The organism is Streptomyces sp. CB02959, from assembly GCF_002803155.1.
Classification (GTDB): domain Bacteria; phylum Actinomycetota; class Actinomycetes; order Streptomycetales; family Streptomycetaceae; genus Streptomyces.
The window spans coordinates 514401-531203 of the sequence record NZ_NNBP01000001.1 but is presented as its reverse complement, the minus strand read 5'-3'; the positions used below and the strand labels follow the sequence as shown (position 1 = coordinate 531203).

Sequence of the window (16803 nt, the reverse complement as noted above, 5' to 3'; positions counted from 1 at the left end):
ACGACCGGGCGATCGGGAAGACCGCGGGTCGGCAGGGCCGAGGCGGGCTCAGCCCTTCTTCGTCTCCCAGAAGATCTTGTCGATCTGGGCGATCAGGTCAAGGGCCTTCTGGCCGGTGGCCGGGTCGTTCGAGCCCTTGGCCGCGCTGAGGGCCTTGAGGGTGTCGTTGACCAGCTGGTGCAGCTCCGGGTACTTCTCGAAGTGCGGCGGCTTGAAGTAGTCGCTCCACAGCACCGAGACGTGGTGCTTGGCCAGCTCGGCCCGCTGCTCCTTGATCAGGACGGCGCGGGTGCGGAAGTCCTGGTCCTCGTTGGCCTGGTACTTCTCCTGGACGGCCTTGACCGACTCGGCCTCGATGCGGGCCTGGGCGGGGTCGTAGACACCGCAAGGCAGGTCGCAGTGGGCGCTGACCTTGACCTTGGGGGCGAACAGGCGGGAGAGCATGTTCAGTCCTTCCTCGTGATCGTCTTCTCAGGTGCGAGATTACTCGGTGCGGGAAGGCTTTTCTCGGGCGCCCCGGGGGTCTTAGGGCAAAAGTCCGGTGCCGGGCCGGGACTGATGGAGGATGGTCCGGTGAGGGTCGTACGGGGGCTGGACCGGGAGGTACGGATGCCGGAGCGGGTGCGCGAGCCGGAGCAGGAGAGCGGCGGCGGCGCGGAGCCGGTGCGCGGCGGGCCGCTGCGGGCGGTCGGTCTGGCGGAGGTCTACAACCCGTCGATGGTGCCGACGCTCCGGCCGGGGGACCAGCTGGTGGTCCGGTACGGCGCGGTGGTGCGCCCCGGTGACGTGGTCGTGCTGCGGCATCCGTTCCGGCAGGACCTGCTGATCGTCAAGCGCGCGGTGGAGCGGCGGGACGGCGGCTGGTGGGTGCGCGGGGACAATCCGTACGTGGAGAACGACAGCCGGGAGTTCGGGGTGGTCCCCGACGAGCTGGTGATCGCCCGGGCCTGGCTGCGGGTGCGGCCGCCGCGCGGGCTTCAGCGCTCGCCGCGGGCGGTGGCCTCCTGGGCGCTCTCGGCGGTGCGGCCGCTCTCCAGGCGCTTGCGGGCGCGGTAGGCGGCGACGTTGGCGCGGGTGGCGCAGCGGTCCGAGCAGTAGCGCCGGGACCGGTTGGTGGAGGTGTCCAGGTAGGCGTTGCGGCAGGGCTTGGCCTCGCAGATGCCCAGGCGGTCCACGCCGAGCTCGGTGAGGTGGAAGGCCAGGCCCATGCAGGCGGTCGCGGTGAAGCCGGCGGTGGCGTTGGCGGCGTGGTCGGCGATGTGCATGTGCCACTTGGGGCGGTTGTCGTCGTCGCGGGTCTCGTGGCCGGAGATCTGCGGGCTGACCGGGAACTCCATCATCAGCGCGTTCAGCAGGTCGACGGCGAGCACCTCGTCGCCGCGGTCGGCGGCCTCGAAGATCGCGCGGAGCCGGGCGCGGACCGTGCGCAGCCGGGTGACATCGCTCTCGGTGGCCCGCCGGGCGGCCTGCTGGGCCACGCCGAAGAGCTCGCGGACCGCCTCGACGGAGGTCAGGGAGTCCCCGCCGCGCTCGGGCTGCTCGCTGTTGACCAGTCGCACGGCGTAATCCGAGTAATAGGCCAGTTCCACTTGTAGTCCTTACGGGGCGCGTCTAAGGTGCGAGTACCCATGCGTAATGGGTGTTGTCACTACGAGGGTATTACGGGTCGGAGGGGTTGCGATGACCGAGACCGTTGTCGGCGGTGACTGGCAGACGTGGCAGGACAGTTGGGACCGGCAGCAGGAGTGGTACATGCCCGACCGCGAGGAGCGGTTCCGGGTGATGCTCGACATGGTCGAGGCGCTGGTGGGCCCCGAGCCCAGGGTGCTCGATCTGGCGTGCGGTACCGGCAGTATCTCCGACCGGCTGCTGAAGAGGTTCCCGAAGGCCGAGAGCGTGGGCGTCGATCTGGATCCGGCGCTGCTGGCCATCGCGGAGGGGCATTTCGCGGGCGAGCGGCGGATCCGGTTCGTCCGGGCCGACCTGAAGGACCCGCAGTGGGCCGCGAAGCTGCCGTACGACTCCTTCGACGCGGTGCTCACCGCCACCGCACTGCACTGGCTGCGGACCGCGGAGCTGCACACGCTGTACGGGCAGCTGCCCGGCGTCCTCCGGGACGGCGGGGTGTTCCTCAACGCCGACCACATGCCCGACGAGGCCACTCCGCGGATCAACGCCGCCGAGCGGGAGTTCCGGCACGCCCACATGGCGCGGGCCAAGGAGGCCGGCGCGGTCGACTGGGCCGAGTGGTGGCGGCTGGCCGCCGCCGATCCGCGGCTGGCCGGGCCGACCGCCGAGCGCTTCGCGATCTACGGCGAGCACGCGGACGGTGAGACGCCCGCCGTGCAGTGGCACGTCGGGGCGCTGCGCGACGCCGGGTTCGCCGAGGTGCGCCCGGTGTGGGCCTCGCCGACCGACAGCATGGTCCTGGCGCTGAAGTAGCGCCCGGCGCCGGAACGGCGCGCGGCGCGGCGGGAGGCACCGCGAGGGTGCCGCCCGCCGCGCCGCCGCGGCCGGTCCGGGAACGTCCGGGCCCGGGGCCCTCAGAGGACCTTGGAGAGGAACGACTGGGTCCGCTCGTGCTGGGGGTTGGTGAGCACGTCGCGGGGGTGGCCGGATTCGACCACCACGCCGTCGTCCATGAAGACCAGCGAGTCGCCGACCTCGCGGGCGAAGCCCATCTCGTGGGTCACCACGACCATCGTCATGCCGTCGGCGGCCAGGTCCTTCATGACGTCCAGGACGTCGCCGACCAGCTCGGGGTCGAGGGCCGAGGTCGGCTCGTCGAAGAGCATCAGCTTGGGCTCCATGGCCAGCGCCCGGGCGATCGCCACCCGCTGCTGCTGGCCGCCGGAGAGCTGCGAGGGGTAGTTGCCGGCCTTGTCGGCCAGTCCGACCCGGTCCAGCAGCTTGACCGCCCGCTCCCGCGCGGACGCCTTGGACTCGCCCTTGACCTGGACCGGCGCCTCCATGATGTTCTCCACCGCGGTCATGTGCGGGAAGAGGTTGAAGCGCTGGAAGACCATGCCGATGTCCCGCCGGCGGGCGGCGACCTCGCGGTCGCGCAGCTCGTAGAGCTTGCCGTTGTGCTCGCGGTAGCCGACCAGCTCGCCGTCGACCGACAGTCGGCCGGAGTTGATCTTCTCCAGGTGGTTGATGCACCGCAGGAACGTCGACTTGCCGGAACCGGACGGGCCGATCAGGCAGAAGACCTCCCGGGGCGCCACCTCCAGGTCGATCCCCTTGAGGATGTGCGCCGAACCGAAGGACTTGTGGACGCCCTCGGCCTTGACCATCGGGACCGCGGCCTTGCCGGAGCCGGTGCTCACGGTCGTCTTCTTCTTCGTGCTCATGCCGTACCTCCGGCGCGGCTCAGGCCGGCCAGCTTCGCCTTGAGGCGCTGGAACGGGGTGGGCGGAAGCTGGCGGCTGGAGCCGCGGGCGTAGTAGCGCTCCAGGTAGTACTGGCCGATGCTGAGGACCGTCGTGGCGATCAGGTACCAGGCGGCGGCCAGGATCAGCATCTCGACGACCACACCGGAGTCCCGGCCGACGTTCTGCGCGGCCTGGAGGAGGTCGTAGTACTGGACCGCGATGACCAGGGACGAGGTCTTGAGCATGTTGATGACCTCGTTGCCGGTCGGCGGCACGATCACCCGCATCGCCTGCGGCACGACGATCCGGCGCAGCGTCTTGCCGTGGCTCATGCCCAGGGCGTGCGCCGCCTCGGTCTGGCCCTCGTCGACGGCGTTCAGACCGGCCCGGCAGATCTCGGCCATGTACGCGGCCTCGTTGAGGCCGAGGCCGAGCAGCGCGCACAGGAACGGGGTCATGAAGTCCGACCACTCGTCCTTGTAGATCGGCATGATGTCGATGTACTGGAAGACCAGGCCGAGGTTGAACCACAGGAAGAGCTGGACGTAGACCGGGGTGCCGCGGAAGAACCAGACGTAGAACCACGCCACGGTCTTGGTCACCGGGTTCTTGGACTGCCGCATGACCGCCAGGACCACGCCCAGCACGATGCCGATCACCATCGCCAGCACGGTGATCCACAGGGTGTTGCGCAGGCCCTTGAGGATGTCCGCGTTGAACATGTACTCCGGTATCGCGCCCCAGTTGACCTTCCCGGAGGCGAAGGCCCGGACGAGCAGCGCCAGCAGCCCGATGACGACGAGCGCGGCGACCCAGCGCCCGTAGTGGCGGACCGGTATGGCTTTGATGGGCTCGGGCTGGGCCGGCGGAGCGGCCGCCGGCGGCTCGGCCGGCTTGTCGACGTCAACTGACACGGAGGAAAGCCTTTCAGCGTGTGGCGGGAGAGGCGTGGGTGGGCCGCGCGGAGCGCGCCGGCGGAGCGGGACCGGTCGCCGGCTCAGGTACCGCCGTTGATCTGCACTTCCTTGACCGCGGCGTCCTTGACGTTCCACTTGGCCAGGACGCCGTCGTACGCGTGGTTCTTGATCACCAGCTCCACGGCCGCCTTGATCGCGTCGCGCAGCTGCTCCTGCCCCTTGGGGACGGCGATGCCGTACGGGGCCGCCTTGAGCGGGGCGCCGCCGACCATCTGGAAGTCGTTGCCGCCGCCGGAGACCTTCACCGCGTAGGACGCGACCGGGTAGTCGCTGGAGACCGCGTCCACGCCGCCGGTCCGCAGTCGGGTCTGGGCCTCGGAGTCGTTGTCGAACGCCTCGATGGAGATCGGCTGCTCGCCGCCCGCCTCACAAGCCTTGGACTTGTCCTTGGCCAGGTCGTGGGAGACGGTGCCGCGCTGCACGGCGAGCTTCTTGCCGCACATGGTCTCCCAGCCGTCGATCCCCTTGGTCTTGCCCTTCTGGGTATAGAGGGAGACGCCGACGTTGAGGTAATCGACGAAATCGACGCCCTCACCGATCTTCTTACCGGTGGTGCTGTCGATGCCCTGCTGGCGGTCCTTGGTGTCCGTCATCGCCGACATCGCGAGGTCATAGCGCTGGGACTTCAGTCCGCCCATGAGGGTGTCGAAGGTGGCGTTGTTGAAATTGAGCTTGATGCCCAATTCCTTGCCGATTGCCGCGGCAAGATCCGGATCGATCCCTTCCACCTTGCCGTTCGAGCGGAACTCCACCGGCTTGTACGTGATGTCCGAGCCGACCTGGAGCATCCCCTTGTCCTGGACGTCCTTGGGGAGCTTGCTGAAGAGCGGGGCGTGCGGATTGCGGTTCTTGGCCGCCTCCCGCCGGGCGATCGCCGCGTCGGTCTGGTCACCGCAGGCGCTGAGCAGCAGCAGCGAAGCGGTGACCGCGGCTATTGCGGCGGCCGTCTTGGCGGACTTACCGGACCTGCCGGCCGCCGCGCGACGGGTGGTGTCTGCGGTCATGCGGATCCTCCTGCGGATGGGTAACCGACGTGCCAGTGTGGGCAGCCGATGTGCTGGTGAGAAGGGGGTGGGCACACACCTTTGGGCACCTTTGGGCGTCGGCCCTCGGTCGGTGACGGAATCTTGCCATCCGGACTCCGGTATTCGGACTGTCGTACAGGTCAAAATCGGATAACGGACGAGCGGGGTGCGTCGTCGGCCTTGCGGCGCAAGGGGAATCGCTGATCCCGGCCATCGAAGGTGAAGTCGGGGGTGTGGGCACTGTCTCGGAATTCGGACAGTCCCGGGGTATCTTCGGCGTTTTCGGGCGTTCCGTCACTAATGTCGGAGCCCCGTACCGGCAGGTAACGAATCTAACTCGTCGCGTTGCATGCCCGTCCGGTAGAAAGGGTCGTTACACCCCTCATCCGGGGCTCAGGGCGCGTGTGCGGCGCGCCCGGCGTCCGTACCTCCCCCCGCGCGGCGGCTATCCGCTGCGCAGGGCGCGGGCGCGGTGCCCGCCCACCCCCCAACCAGGGAGTGGCCACCCTCAGCAGATTTACGACAAAGGGGTCAGAGAACAGTGGCAGCGGAGATCGTCAATCCTCGCAGCGACAGCGAGACGGGTGCGGAAGAAGGCGCGGACGGCACGTCCGGCGAACTCTTCGACCCGGCCTTCGCGCTGCATCGCGGCGGCAAGATGGCCGTCCAGGCAACCGTCCCGGTGCGCGACAAGGACGACCTGTCCCTCGCGTACACGCCGGGCGTCGCCAAGGTGTGCAGCGCCATCGCCGAGCGGCCCGAGCTCGTGCACGACTACACGTGGAAGTCCCAGGTCGTGGCCGTGGTCACGGACGGCACCGCGGTGCTGGGGCTCGGCGACATCGGACCGGAGGCCTCCCTTCCCGTGATGGAAGGCAAGGCCATCCTCTTCAAGCAGTTCGGCGGCGTGGACGCGGTTCCGATCGCGCTCGCGACCACCGACACCGACGAGATCGTGGACACCGTCGTCCGCCTCGCGCCCTCCTTCGGTGGCGTCAACCTGGAGGACATCTCGGCGCCCCGGTGCTTCGAGATCGAGCGCAAGCTCAAGGAACGCCTGGACATCCCGGTCTTCCACGACGACCAGCACGGCACCGCCGTGGTCACGCTGGCCGCGCTGCGCAACGCCGCCAAGCTCACCCGGCGCGAGCTCGGCGACCTGCGGGCGGTCATCTCGGGCGCCGGCGCGGCCGGGGTCGCCATCGCCAAGATCCTGGTCAACGCCGGCATCGGCGACGTGGCGGTCTGCGACCGCAAGGGCGTCGTCTCGGCGGACCGCGGCGACCTCACGGACGTCAAGCGCGAGCTGGCCGGCTTCACCAACAAGGCGGGCCTGACCGGTTCCCTGGAGACCGCGCTGGACGGTGCCGACGTCTTCATCGGCGTCTCCGGCGGCACGGTGCCGGAGGCGGCGGTGTCGAAGATGGCGAAGGACTCGATGATCTTCGCGATGGCCAACCCCGACCCGGAGATCCACCCGGACGTCGCCCACAAGTACGCCGCGGTGGTCGCCACCGGGCGCAGCGACTTCCCGAACCAGATCAACAACGTGCTGGCCTTCCCGGGCATCTTCGCCGGCGCCATGCAGGTGCGCGCCTCGCAGATCACCGAGGGCATGAAGCTCGCCGCCGCGGAGGCGCTGGCCGCCGTCGTCGCCGACGAGCTCAGCGCGGACAAGGTCATCCCCTCGCCGTTCGACGAGCGGGTCGCCCCGGCCGTGACCGCGGCCGTCGCCGCCGCCGCCCGTGCGGAGGGCGTCGCCCGGCGCTGACCTCCCGCCGTCGCGGAGAGCGCTGACGGGCCGGGCCGGCACCCCTCGCGGGTGCGGGCCCGGCCCGTCCGGCATGAGGGCGACGGCCGGAAAGGGCGGGGGGAATCCGGCCGTCCGCGCACCCCGGCGGGCGGCGCGTGTCACACCCGCGCCCGCTGTCGCGGCGCCCGCCCGCGGCCTACGTTGGGATCATGTTTGCTGCCTACGCCGCCCGCATCGACCGCGACCAGCCGCTGAACGGCCTCGAATTGGGGGAGCGCCCGGCCCCCGTCGCCCGCCCCGGCTGGACCACCGTCGACGTCAAGGCCGCCTCCCTCAACCACCACGACCTGTGGACGCTGCGCGGCGTCGGGATCACCGAGGAGTCGCTCCCGATGATCCTCGGCTGCGACGCCGCCGGCATCGACGAGCACGGCAACGAGGTCGTCCTGCACTCCGTCATCGGGCAGACCGGCCACGGCGTCGGCCCGGACGAGAAGCAGTCCATCCTCACCGAGCGCTACCAGGGCACCTTCGCCGAGCGGGTCACCGTGCCCACCTGGAACGTCCTCCCCAAGCCCGCGGAGCTGTCCTTCGAGGAGGCCGCCTGCCTGCCCACCGCGTGGCTGACCGCGTACCGGATGCTGTTCACCAACGCCGGGGTCCGGCCGGGCGACAGCGTGCTGGTGCAGGGCGCCGGCGGCGGGGTGGCGACCGCCGCCATCGTCCTGGGCGCCGCCGCGGGCCTGCGGGTCTTCGCCACCAGCCGGGACGAGACCAAGCGCAAACGCGCGGTGGAGCTGGGCGCCGAGGCGGCGTTCGCGTCCGGCGAGCGGCTGCCCCGGCGGGTGGACGCGGTGATCGAGACGGTCGGCGCCGCCACCTGGTCGCATTCGGTCAAGTCGCTGCGGCCCGGCGGCACCCTGGTCATCTCCGGCGCCACCAGCGGCTTCACGCCGAAGAGCGGGGAGCTCAACCGGATCTTCTTCCTGGAGCTGAAGATCGTCGGTTCGACGATGGGCAGCAAGGAGGAACTGGCCGGACTGCTCAGCTTCTGCGCCGCCAAGGGCATCCGGCCGGTGATCGACTCCACGCTGCCGCTGGACCGGGCGCGCGAGGGCTTCGGGAGGATGGCCGAGGGCGAGCTCTTCGGGAAGATCGTGCTGACCGTCTGAGCCGCCGGGCCGGGCACGTCCCGGGCGTCAGCCGCGGCCGGGCGGCGGGACGTTGACCAGGCTCCGGTGCAGGACGTAGGCGGGCACGTCCGGTACGCCGGGCGTGCCCGCGTCAGTGTCGTCCGCCGGCACCGCCGGGGCGGGGGCGACACCGGGCAGGGCCCCGATCGCCGCCCGGATCCCGGCCGAGGCGGCGCCGGCCGCGAACGCCCGCCAGGCCGAAGCGTCCGCCCACTCCCCGTAGTTGAGCACCCGTCCGCCGTCCTGCGAGAGGTGGAAGTGGGCGCCGAGCAGCCCCGGTACCGGCTCCTCGGCCAGCCTGCGGAGCACGGTGTCGGCGAGGGCGCGCTGGGCCTGCGGCCCGGTGGTGGCGAACGTCGGGGTCACCAGGAACGCGGGTGTGCGGATGGCGCGTTCCCCGGCCACGTGGCTGCGGTAGCGGCGGTAGCGGATCAGGCCCGGACGGCGGATGCCCGGGATGGCCTCGTCGACGGGGGCGATGGCCGCGGGGCGGTGGGTGCGGGCCCACGCGCGGTGGGCCGCGTCGTGCGTCCACTGCGCGTAGTTGAGGACGTGGCCGCCGTCGGTGCTCAGGAACGTGGTGAGTGCCAGCATCGCGGCCGGGCGCTCCTGCTCCTCCCAGGCGGCCAGTACCGCGTCGGCCGCCGCGCGTTGGAAGCGGGCCGCGGGCACCACCCAGGGGCTGATCAGGACGGTGCCGGCGTCGGGCCGACGGACGTCCGGGAAGCCGGGGGCGGGGGCCGGGGTGGCGGCGGGCGGGGGCATGGGGGGCTCCTTGTCGTGCCGGGGGGACCGGGGATGCAGGGCACGATGCTGCTGCCTCAAGTGCGGTTGAGGTCAAGAGGGTTGGTGTACGCCGAGGTGTCAACCATGGTTGACGCGGCCCGGAACGTCAACGTAAGTTGACAGGCATGACCGAAGCAACGGATCTCGCCGCACGGGCGAGCGACCCGGATCCGCGGGCCGGGCTCCGTGCCGTCGCCGCGCTCCGCAGGCTGCTGGAGCAACTGGAAGCCGTGCAGGTGCGCAGCGCCCGCGCGAAGGGCTGGTCGTGGCAGGAGATCGCCGCCGAACTGGGCGTCAGTCGCCAGGCGGTCCACAAGAAGCACGGGAGGCGCTGATGTTCGAGAAGTTCACGGCCGCTGCCCGGGCGGTGGTGCGCGGCGCGGTGGAGCACGCGGACCGCGCCGGCAGCCCCACCGTCGGGGAACCGGAGCTGCTGCTCGCGCTGTTGGACCGCAGGGGTACCCCGGCCGCGGCGGTGCTCGACGGACTCCGCGTACCGCGGACGGCGGTCGCCGACGCGCTGGCGGCGGACCGGCGGCGGGGCGGCATCTCCACGGCCGACGCGGCGGCGCTGGCCGGACTCGGGATCGACGTCGACGAGGTGGTGGCGCGGGTGGAGGACGTGCACGGGACCGGGGCGCTGGCCGGCGGGTGGCCCGGGGCCCGGCGCCGGCGGTGGGCGCGCCGCCGCTTCTCGCCGGACGCGCAGGCGGTACTGGAGCGCGCGCTGCGGATCGCGGTGGGCCGCGCCGAGCGGCACATCGGCGACGAGCACCTGCTGCTGGCGCTCACCGCCCGGTCCGGTCCGGCCGGGGCGGCGCTCGCCGAGCACGGGGCGACCCACGACGCGGTGGTGCAGGTCCTGGCGGAGCGGCCCGCCGGACGCGCGAGCTGACGCGCCGGGCGGCCCGCACCTCGGGCGGCCGCACTCCGGGGCCGGTGCGGGGCGCCGACCGCGGGCCGGGCCGCCGAAGGCCGGGAGGGTGGGCCGCGCCGGGGGAGCGTCGAACCCCCGGCGCGGACCGCCCGCTGCGCCTCCTGCTACGCCTCCTGGTCCGCCCGCGCGCCGTCCGTCCCGGGGCGGCGCAGCAGCGTGCCGATGTGGGCGGCGGTGGCCGCCAACCGGCGGCGGGACTCGGTGAGCTGTGCCGCGGTGACGCCGTGGTCGCGGGCGGCGTCCCGCAGGTCGTCCCGGAAGCGGTCCAGCAGGCGGTCGAAGTCGCGGGCCGGGTCGCCGCTGCCCGGCTCGGCGGCCCACGCGGGCGCCGCGGGCTCCTCGGGGGCGTGCGCGTGGGCCGCCGGTGACTCTGGGGCCTCCGAGGGCTCCGGGGCCGCCGCCTCGGGGGCCTCCTTGGTGAGGTCGATCCGCTCGACCGTGACCCGCGGGCCGTCCTCGGCGGTGCCGTGGTCCGCGGCTTCCGGGGCGGACCGCCGGTGCTCCTCGGCCGCTTCGGTGCCGGACCTGGCGCCGGTGTACCGGCCGACCTCGCGGGACACCTCGGACAGCGCGTCCCGCACCGCGGCCGACCAGTCGCCGGTGCGCATCGCGCCCTGGGCCTGTTCCTGGACGTGCTTGATGACCCGTTGGATCTCCTCGCGGGCCTGCACCTCGGCGTCCTTGGCCTGCTTGCGGGCCCGCTGCGCGTCCTGCTTGGCGCGGCGGCTCTCCTCCTTGGCGCGGCGGGCCTGCTCCTTCCACTCCTCCTTGGCGCGCCGGAACTCCTCCTTCGCCTGGCGCCAGGCGTCCTTGTCGCCGAACGCGGCGTCGAAGTAGTCCGACGCCTCCGGGAACGGCCGACCGCCGGCCGGGCCCCTGCGCCCGCCCTGTCCGGCACCGGCCTTCCCCGCGCCGGTCTTCCCCGTGCCGGCCTTTCCGGCGCCCGCCCGGGCCTGCTGGGCGGCCTCCCGGATCTCCCGGCGCAGATCGCGGGCCGAGCCGCTGACGTCCTCCCGGATGTCGGAGGCGAGGGCCGCCACCGACTCCCGGATCTCCAGCTCCAGATCGGCGAGTTCACCGCCGCGGTCGGCGAGTTCGGCGCGGCCGGTGTCGGTGATGGAGTAGACCTTGCGGCCGCCCTCGGTGGTGTGCCGCACCAGGCCCTCGGCCTCCAGCTTGGCCAGTCGGGGGTAGACCGTGCCGGCGGACGGGGCGTAGAGCCCCTGGAAGCGCTCCTCCAGGAGGCGGATGATCTCGTAGCCGTGCCGCGGGGCCTCGTCGAGCAGCTTGAGGAGGTAGAGCCGCAGACGGCCGTGGGCGAAGACGGGGGGCATGCTCAGAGCACCTTCTTCCCGGCGGGCGGGGTCGTGGGGGAGGGGCCGTCGCCCGGTCCGCCGGCCGGCTTCTCGCCGGCGGGGCCGTCCGGTTCCTGGGAGGCGGGGCGGCGCAGCAGGGCGAGGGCGCCGGAGACGGTGGTGGCCTTGAGCCGGCCGGTGCCGGCCCCCAGCGAGCCGGTGATCCGCTTGGCGCCCCACTGGCCGGTGACCCGCAGGTCGTCGAAGGCGTTGGTGACCGCGCCGGTGGTGGTACCCGCGTCCACCTTGGCGTCGGCCGGGTCGGGCAGCCGGATGGCGATCTCGCCGGAGACGGTGGTCAGGTCGATCTCCGCCCCCGCCGCCGGGTCCAGGTCCAGGACCATGTCACCGCTGACGGAGTCGGCGTGCACCGCGCCGCCGATGCCCTCGACGACCGTCAGATCGCCCGACACGGAGTTGAACCGGAGGTCGCCGGTCAGGGCCTGGGCCTCGACGTTGCCGGCGACGGTGTCGGCGCGGACCGGGCCGGAGAGGCCGACGAGGGTGCTGTCGCCGTTGACCCCGCGCAGCTCCGTACGCCCCGAGATGCCGGAGACGACCGCACCGGCGCCGACCACCCCGACCTCGACGCGGGTGGTGGCCGGCACCGTCACGGAGACCACCGCGCTGCGGTTCCAGCCCTTGCGCTCCAGGAACTTCAAGAAGCCCTTCCAGGGCAGGTCGTCGTAGCCGACGGAGAGGGTGCCGTCCTCGTAGGAGACCGTCACCGGCGGGCCGTGCAGCTCGGAGATCTCCAGCCGGGCCGGCCCGGCTTCGGAGGTGCCGACGACGTTGACGGTGCCGCCCATCAGGCGCACGGAGAGGGCGCCGACGGGTTCCTCGATCTCCAGTGTGCGTGGTGCGGAGACCGTCCACTCGGTCCGGGCTGACATACCTGACCTCCCCAGGGTAGGCAGACACGCAACATATCGCGTCTTCGATAGACACGATATATCGCAGCCCGTGGGAGTCAAGCAGGTCCACCCCTGACCCTGCCCTGATACGCCCCTTCCGTTCCCCTAGGTGACGCCGGTCCGGCCCGCCGGCCACGCGCTGTGCGCGCCCTGTGCCCCCTGCATCCCCTACTCGTCGTCCTCGTCGTCCAGTCGGGCCAGCCAGGTGGCCAGCCGCTCGACCGGAACCTCGAAGTCCGGATTGAGGTCGACGAACGTCCGGAGCTGCTCGGCCACCCACCCGAGGGTGACCTCCTCCTCGCCGCGCCGGTTCTCCAGCTCCTCGATGCCGCGGTCAGTGAAATACACGTGCTCTCCAGCAGGTCAAAGGGACATTGCGGCCAGGATAGGCAGCCGCGCGGACCCGCCGTGCCACCGGCCGGGGGCGGTCCGCCCCGCCCCCGGACAGCCCGAAGGGCCCGTTCCCACCGGACGGTGGGAACGGGCCCTTCGCGGACCGTGGTCAGCGGCGGCTAGACGCTCACGCGTCGAAGACCTCCGCCATCAGCTGGGCCTGCTCGGCCTGGTGCCGCTTGGCCGAGCCGACCGCCGGCGACGAGCCGTGCGGCCGCGAGATGCGGCGCAGGCGCTCACCGTGCGGGACGTCGGCGCCGACCGCCAGGTCCAGGTGGTCGATCAGGTTGAGGCCGAGGAACGGCCAGGCACCCTGGTTCGCCGGCTCCTCCTGCGCCCACAGGTACTTCTCGGCGTTCGGGAACTTGGCGATCTCCGCCTGGAGCTCCTTGCCGGGCAGCGGGTACAGCCGCTCGATCCGGACCACCGCGGTGTCGAACGCGCCGCGCTTGACCCGCTCCTCCTCCAGGTCGTAGTAGACCTTGCCGGAGCAGAAGACGACCTTGCGGACGTCCTCGGGCTTGACCGTGCTGTCGCCGATCACCGGGCGGAAGCCGCCGGTGACGAACTCCGCCGTCTTCGACGCCGCGGCCTTCAGACGCAGCATCGACTTCGGGGTGAAGACGATCAGCGGCTTGTGGTGCGGGTTGTGCACCTGCCAGCGCAGCAGGTGGAAGTAGTTCGACGGGAGCGTCGGCATCGCGACGGTCATGTTGTTCTGCGCGCACAGCTGGAGGAAGCGCTCGATCCGGGCCGAGGAGTGGTCCGGGCCCTGGCCCTCGTAGCCGTGCGGGAGCAGCAGGGTGACGCCGGACGTCTGGCCCCACTTCTGCTCCGCGGAGGAGATGAACTCGTCGATGACGGTCTGCGCGCCGTTGGTGAAGTCACCGAACTGCGCCTCCCACATCACCAGCGCGTCCGGGCGGGCCAGCGAGTAGCCGTACTCGAAGCCCATCGCCGCGTACTCGCTGAGCAGCGAGTCGTAGACGTTGAAGCGGGCCTGGTCCTCGGACAGGTACAGCAGCGGGGTGTAGTCCTCGCCGGTCTGCCGGTCGATCAGCACCGCGTGGCGCTGGCCGAACGTGCCGCGGCGGGAGTCCTGGCCGGCGAGCCGGACCGGGGTGCCCTCCATCAGCAGCGAACCGATGGCCAGGGTCTCGCCCATGCCCCAGTCGATGGTGCCGTCCTCGATCATCCCGGCCCGGCGCTGCAGCTGCGGCAGCAGACGCGGGTGGACGGTGATGTGGTCGGGGATGTTGACCTGCGACTCGGCGATCCGCTTGACGATCTCCTGGGAGACCGCGGTCTCCACGTGGACCGGGAACTCGGCCTGCGGCTGCGGGACCTCCGGCACGGCCGGGGCCGTGGCGGCGTCGCGGACCTCGGTGAAGACCTTCTCCAGCTGGCCCTGGAAGTCCTGGAGCGCCTGCTCCGCCTCTTCGAGGGTGATGTCGCCCCGGCCGATCAGCGACTCGGTGTAGAGCTTGCGCACCGAACGCTTCTTGTCGATCAGGTCGTACATCAGCGGCTGGGTGAAGGCCGGGTTGTCGAGCTCGTTGTGGCCGCGGCGGCGGTAGCAGATCAGGTCGATGACCACGTCCTTGTTGAACGCCTGGCGGAACTCGAAGGCGAGCCGGGCGACCCGGACGACGGCCTCGGGGTCGTCGCCGTTGACGTGGAAGATCGGCGCCTCGATCATGCGGGCCACGTCGGTGGCGTACATGGAGGAGCGCGAGGACTCCGGCGCGGCGGTGAAGCCGACCTGGTTGTTGATGACGACGTGCACCGTGCCGCCGGTGCGGTAGCCGCGCAGCTGGGACATGTTCAGCGTCTCCGCGACCACGCCCTGGCCGGCGAACGCCGCGTCACCGTGCAGCTGGATCGGCAGGACCGTGAAGTCCGTACCGCCCTTGTTGATGATGTCCTGCTTGGCGCGGGAGACACCCTCGACGACCGGGTCCACGGCCTCCAGGTGGGAGGGGTTGGCGGTCAGCGAGACCTTGATCTGCTCGCCGTCCAGACCGGTGAAGGTGCCCTCGGCGCCCAGGTGGTACTTGACGTCGCCGGAGCCGTGCATCGACTTCGGGTCGAGGTTGCCCTCGAACTCGCGGAAGAGCTGGGCGTAGGACTTGCCGACGATGTTCGCCAGGACGTTGAGCCGGCCGCGGTGGGCCATGCCGATGACGGCCTCGTCCAGCCGCGCCTCGGCGGCGGAGTCGATGACCGCGTCCAGCAGCGGGATGACGGACTCGCCGCCCTCCAGCGAGAAGCGCTTCTGGCCGACGTACTTGGTCTGCAGGAACGTCTCGAACGCCTCGGCGGAGTTCAGCCGGCGCAGGATGCGCAGCTGCTCGTCGCGCTCGGGCGACTTGTGCGGGCGCTCGACCCGGTCCTGGATCCACTTGCGCTGCTTGGGGTCCTGGATGTGCATGAACTCGATGCCGGTGGTGCGGCAGTACGAGTCGCGCAGCACGCCGAGGATGTCGCGCAGCTTCATCATGGACTTGCCGGAGAAGCCGCCGACCGCGAACTCCCGCTCCAGGTCCCACAGGGTGAGGCCGTGCTCGGTGATGTCCAGGTCGGGGTGCTTGCGCTGGTGGTACTCCAGCGGGTCGGTGTCGGCCATGACGTGGCCGCGCTGCCGGTAGGAGTGGATCAGCTCGAAGACCCGCGCGGCCTTGGTGACGTCGTCGTCGTGCGACGCGTCGATGTCGCGCATCCAGCGGATCGGCTCGTAGGGGATCCGCAGCGACTTGAAGATGTCGTCGTAGAAGTCGTTCTCGCCGAGCAGCAGCTGGCTCATGATCCGCAGGAACTCGCCGGAGGCGGCGCCCTGGATCACCCGGTGGTCGTAGGTGCTGGTCAGCGTCATGACCTTGGAGACGCCCAGCTTGTTCAGGGCGTCCTGCGAGGTGCCCTGGAACTCGGCCGGGTAGTCCATCGAGCCGACGCCCATGATCATGGACTGGCCGGGCATCAGGCGCGGCACCGAGTGGACGGTGCCGATGCCGCCGGGGTTCGTCAGCGACGCGGTGACCCCGGTGAAGTCGTCCATCGTGAGCTTGTTGTCCCGGGCCCGGCGGACGATGTCCTCGTACGCCTGCCAGAACTCGAAGAAGCTCAGCGTCTCGGCCTTCTTGATGGCCGCGACGACCAGCTGGCGCTCGCCCTTGGCCTTGACCAGGTCGATGGCCAGGCCGAGGTTGATGTGCGCCGGCTTGACCAGCGTCGGCTTGCCGTCCTTCTCCGCGAAGGAGTTGTTCATCGACGGCATGGCCTTGAGGGCCTGCACCATCGCGTACCCGATGACGTGCGTGAAGGAGACCTTCCCGCCGCGGGCGCGCTTGAGGTGGTTGTTGATGACGATCCGGTTGTCGAACAGCAGCTTCACCGGGACCGCGCGGACGGACGTGGCCGTCGGCAGCTCCAGGGACGCGTGCATGTTCTTCGCGACGGCCGCCGACGGGCCGCGCAGGGTGACGAACTCGGGACCCTCGGGTGCCTCGCCGGCCGGGGACTGCTTGGCCGCCGGAGCCGGCTTCGCCGCGGGCTTCGCGGGCGCGTTCTTGGCGGGCGCAGGCGCGGGCGCGGCACTCGCGGCCGGCTTCGCCGGGGCCGCGGCGGGGGGCTTCGGAGCCTCCGCGGCGGGGGCCGCCGCAGGAGCCGGGGCCGACGGGGCCGGAGCTGCCGGGGCAGCGTCCGCCGCCGGCTGGCCCGGCTTGTAGTCGGCAAAGAAGTCCCACCAGGCTCGGTCTACCGAGTTCGGGTCCTGGAGGTACTGCTGGTAGATCTCGTCGACGAGCCACTCGTTGGAACCGAACGCGGCAGCGGGATTCTTCCGCTGCTCTTCCTGTTCGGCCGAGACACTCGCACTGTTGGGGGACTGTAGCGACACGGCGGCAACCGCCCTCTTCCGCTTCCTAAGGTGGTGGACAGCGGGAATAAAGGCTACGCCTCTTGTGACCTTTGGTGCAGTCCGGGAGGGTCACTCGTCGCGCACGTCACATTCACCGAAGGGTTTCAGGGGCTGACTTGGCGGGAAACACACGTGGTTTGCCTGTGTGCGGGTAGCGCTCATCGCCGTCGCACCCCGGAA

Annotated in this window: 16 protein-coding genes; 6 read left to right on the top strand and 10 right to left on the bottom strand. The window is 71.3% G+C overall.

Features of this window, described 5'->3' with window-relative positions:
- Window positions 1–48: 48 nt before the first annotated feature.
- Entirely contained in the window at window positions 49–444 is a 396-nt protein-coding gene (sodN, locus tag CG747_RS02155; protein ID WP_100599835.1) for a superoxide dismutase, Ni, read from the bottom strand.
- 165 nt (window positions 445–609) lie between these two features.
- Between sodN and sodX the strand changes: the two genes are divergently transcribed.
- Entirely contained in the window at window positions 610–1056 is a 447-nt protein-coding gene (sodX, locus tag CG747_RS02150) for a nickel-type superoxide dismutase maturation protease (protein WP_100600069.1), read from the top strand.
- Here sodX and CG747_RS02145 read toward each other — a convergent pair.
- Window positions 978–1589, bottom strand: coding sequence for a CGNR zinc finger domain-containing protein (locus CG747_RS02145; protein WP_100599834.1), 612 nt, complete (start codon window positions 1587–1589; stop codon window positions 978–980). The two genes, sodX and CG747_RS02145, sit on opposite strands and share 79 nt — an antisense overlap.
- Window positions 1590–1680: 91 nt before the next feature.
- Here CG747_RS02145 and CG747_RS02140 point away from each other — a divergent pair, with 91 nt between their 5' ends.
- Window positions 1681–2442: a trans-aconitate 2-methyltransferase gene (locus CG747_RS02140; protein WP_100599833.1), complete on the top strand. Its 762-nt coding sequence runs from the start codon at window positions 1681–1683 to the stop codon at window positions 2440–2442.
- A gap of 101 nt (window positions 2443–2543) precedes the next feature.
- Here CG747_RS02140 and CG747_RS02135 read toward each other — a convergent pair whose 3' ends face one another.
- The 3 genes from CG747_RS02135 to CG747_RS02125 form a co-directional block, all read right to left on the bottom strand.
- Window positions 2544–3296 carry an amino acid ABC transporter ATP-binding protein gene (locus CG747_RS02135; protein ID WP_100600068.1) on the bottom strand — a complete coding sequence of 251 codons (753 nt, stop codon included), beginning with the start codon at window positions 3294–3296 and terminating at the stop codon, window positions 2544–2546.
- Between the two features lie 53 nt (window positions 3297–3349).
- Complete coding sequence (locus CG747_RS02130; protein WP_100599832.1) at window positions 3350–4288, bottom strand: amino acid ABC transporter permease; 939 nt, start codon at window positions 4286–4288, stop codon at window positions 3350–3352.
- A gap of 83 nt (window positions 4289–4371) precedes the next feature.
- A complete protein-coding gene (locus tag CG747_RS02125) occupies window positions 4372–5355 on the bottom strand; it encodes an ABC transporter substrate-binding protein (protein ID WP_100599831.1) in 984 nt (327 codons plus the stop codon).
- A gap of 562 nt (window positions 5356–5917) precedes the next feature.
- On the opposite strand from CG747_RS02125, the gene CG747_RS02120 reads away from it, so the two are divergent.
- Complete coding sequence (locus tag CG747_RS02120) at window positions 5918–7147, top strand: NADP-dependent malic enzyme (RefSeq protein WP_100599830.1); 1230 nt, start codon at window positions 5918–5920, stop codon at window positions 7145–7147.
- A gap of 191 nt (window positions 7148–7338) precedes the next feature.
- Window positions 7339–8301 carry a zinc-binding dehydrogenase gene (locus CG747_RS02115; protein ID WP_100599829.1) on the top strand — a complete coding sequence of 321 codons (963 nt, stop codon included), beginning with the start codon at window positions 7339–7341 and terminating at the stop codon, window positions 8299–8301.
- A 27-nt stretch (window positions 8302–8328) separates the two neighbouring features.
- Here the strand turns inward: CG747_RS02115 and CG747_RS02110 are convergent, their stop codons facing one another.
- Window positions 8329–9087, bottom strand: a complete 759-nt coding sequence (locus tag CG747_RS02110; RefSeq protein WP_100599828.1) for an antibiotic biosynthesis monooxygenase — start codon at window positions 9085–9087, stop codon at window positions 8329–8331.
- Between the two features lie 146 nt (window positions 9088–9233).
- Here CG747_RS02110 and CG747_RS02105 point away from each other — a divergent pair, with 146 nt between their 5' ends.
- Together CG747_RS02105 and CG747_RS02100 are read left to right on the top strand one after the other, a co-directional pair.
- Complete coding sequence (locus CG747_RS02105; protein WP_039640853.1) at window positions 9234–9443, top strand: helix-turn-helix domain-containing protein; 210 nt, start codon at window positions 9234–9236, stop codon at window positions 9441–9443.
- On the top strand, window positions 9443–10003 hold the full coding sequence (locus CG747_RS02100; protein ID WP_100599827.1) for a Clp protease N-terminal domain-containing protein: 561 nt from the start codon (window positions 9443–9445) through the stop codon (window positions 10001–10003). Before CG747_RS02105 ends, CG747_RS02100 begins: the two co-directional genes overlap by 1 nt.
- A gap of 146 nt (window positions 10004–10149) precedes the next feature.
- Here CG747_RS02100 and CG747_RS02095 read toward each other — a convergent pair whose 3' ends face one another.
- From CG747_RS02095 to CG747_RS02080, 4 genes are all read right to left on the bottom strand, one after another.
- On the bottom strand, window positions 10150–11379 hold the full coding sequence (locus CG747_RS02095) for a PadR family transcriptional regulator (RefSeq protein WP_100599826.1): 1230 nt from the start codon (window positions 11377–11379) through the stop codon (window positions 10150–10152).
- A gap of 2 nt (window positions 11380–11381) precedes the next feature.
- Window positions 11382–12293, bottom strand: coding sequence for a DUF4097 family beta strand repeat-containing protein (locus tag CG747_RS02090; protein ID WP_100599825.1), 912 nt, complete (start codon window positions 12291–12293; stop codon window positions 11382–11384).
- 189 nt (window positions 12294–12482) lie between these two features.
- Entirely contained in the window at window positions 12483–12662 is a 180-nt protein-coding gene (locus tag CG747_RS02085) for a DUF6104 family protein (RefSeq protein ID WP_004937694.1), read from the bottom strand.
- Window positions 12663–12834: 172 nt separating this feature from the next.
- The gene (locus CG747_RS02080) at window positions 12835–16602 is read right to left on the bottom strand and encodes a multifunctional oxoglutarate decarboxylase/oxoglutarate dehydrogenase thiamine pyrophosphate-binding subunit/dihydrolipoyllysine-residue succinyltransferase subunit (RefSeq protein ID WP_100599824.1); all 3768 of its coding nucleotides are present in this window, start codon (window positions 16600–16602) and stop codon (window positions 12835–12837) included.
- Window positions 16603–16803 lie beyond the last annotated feature (201 nt).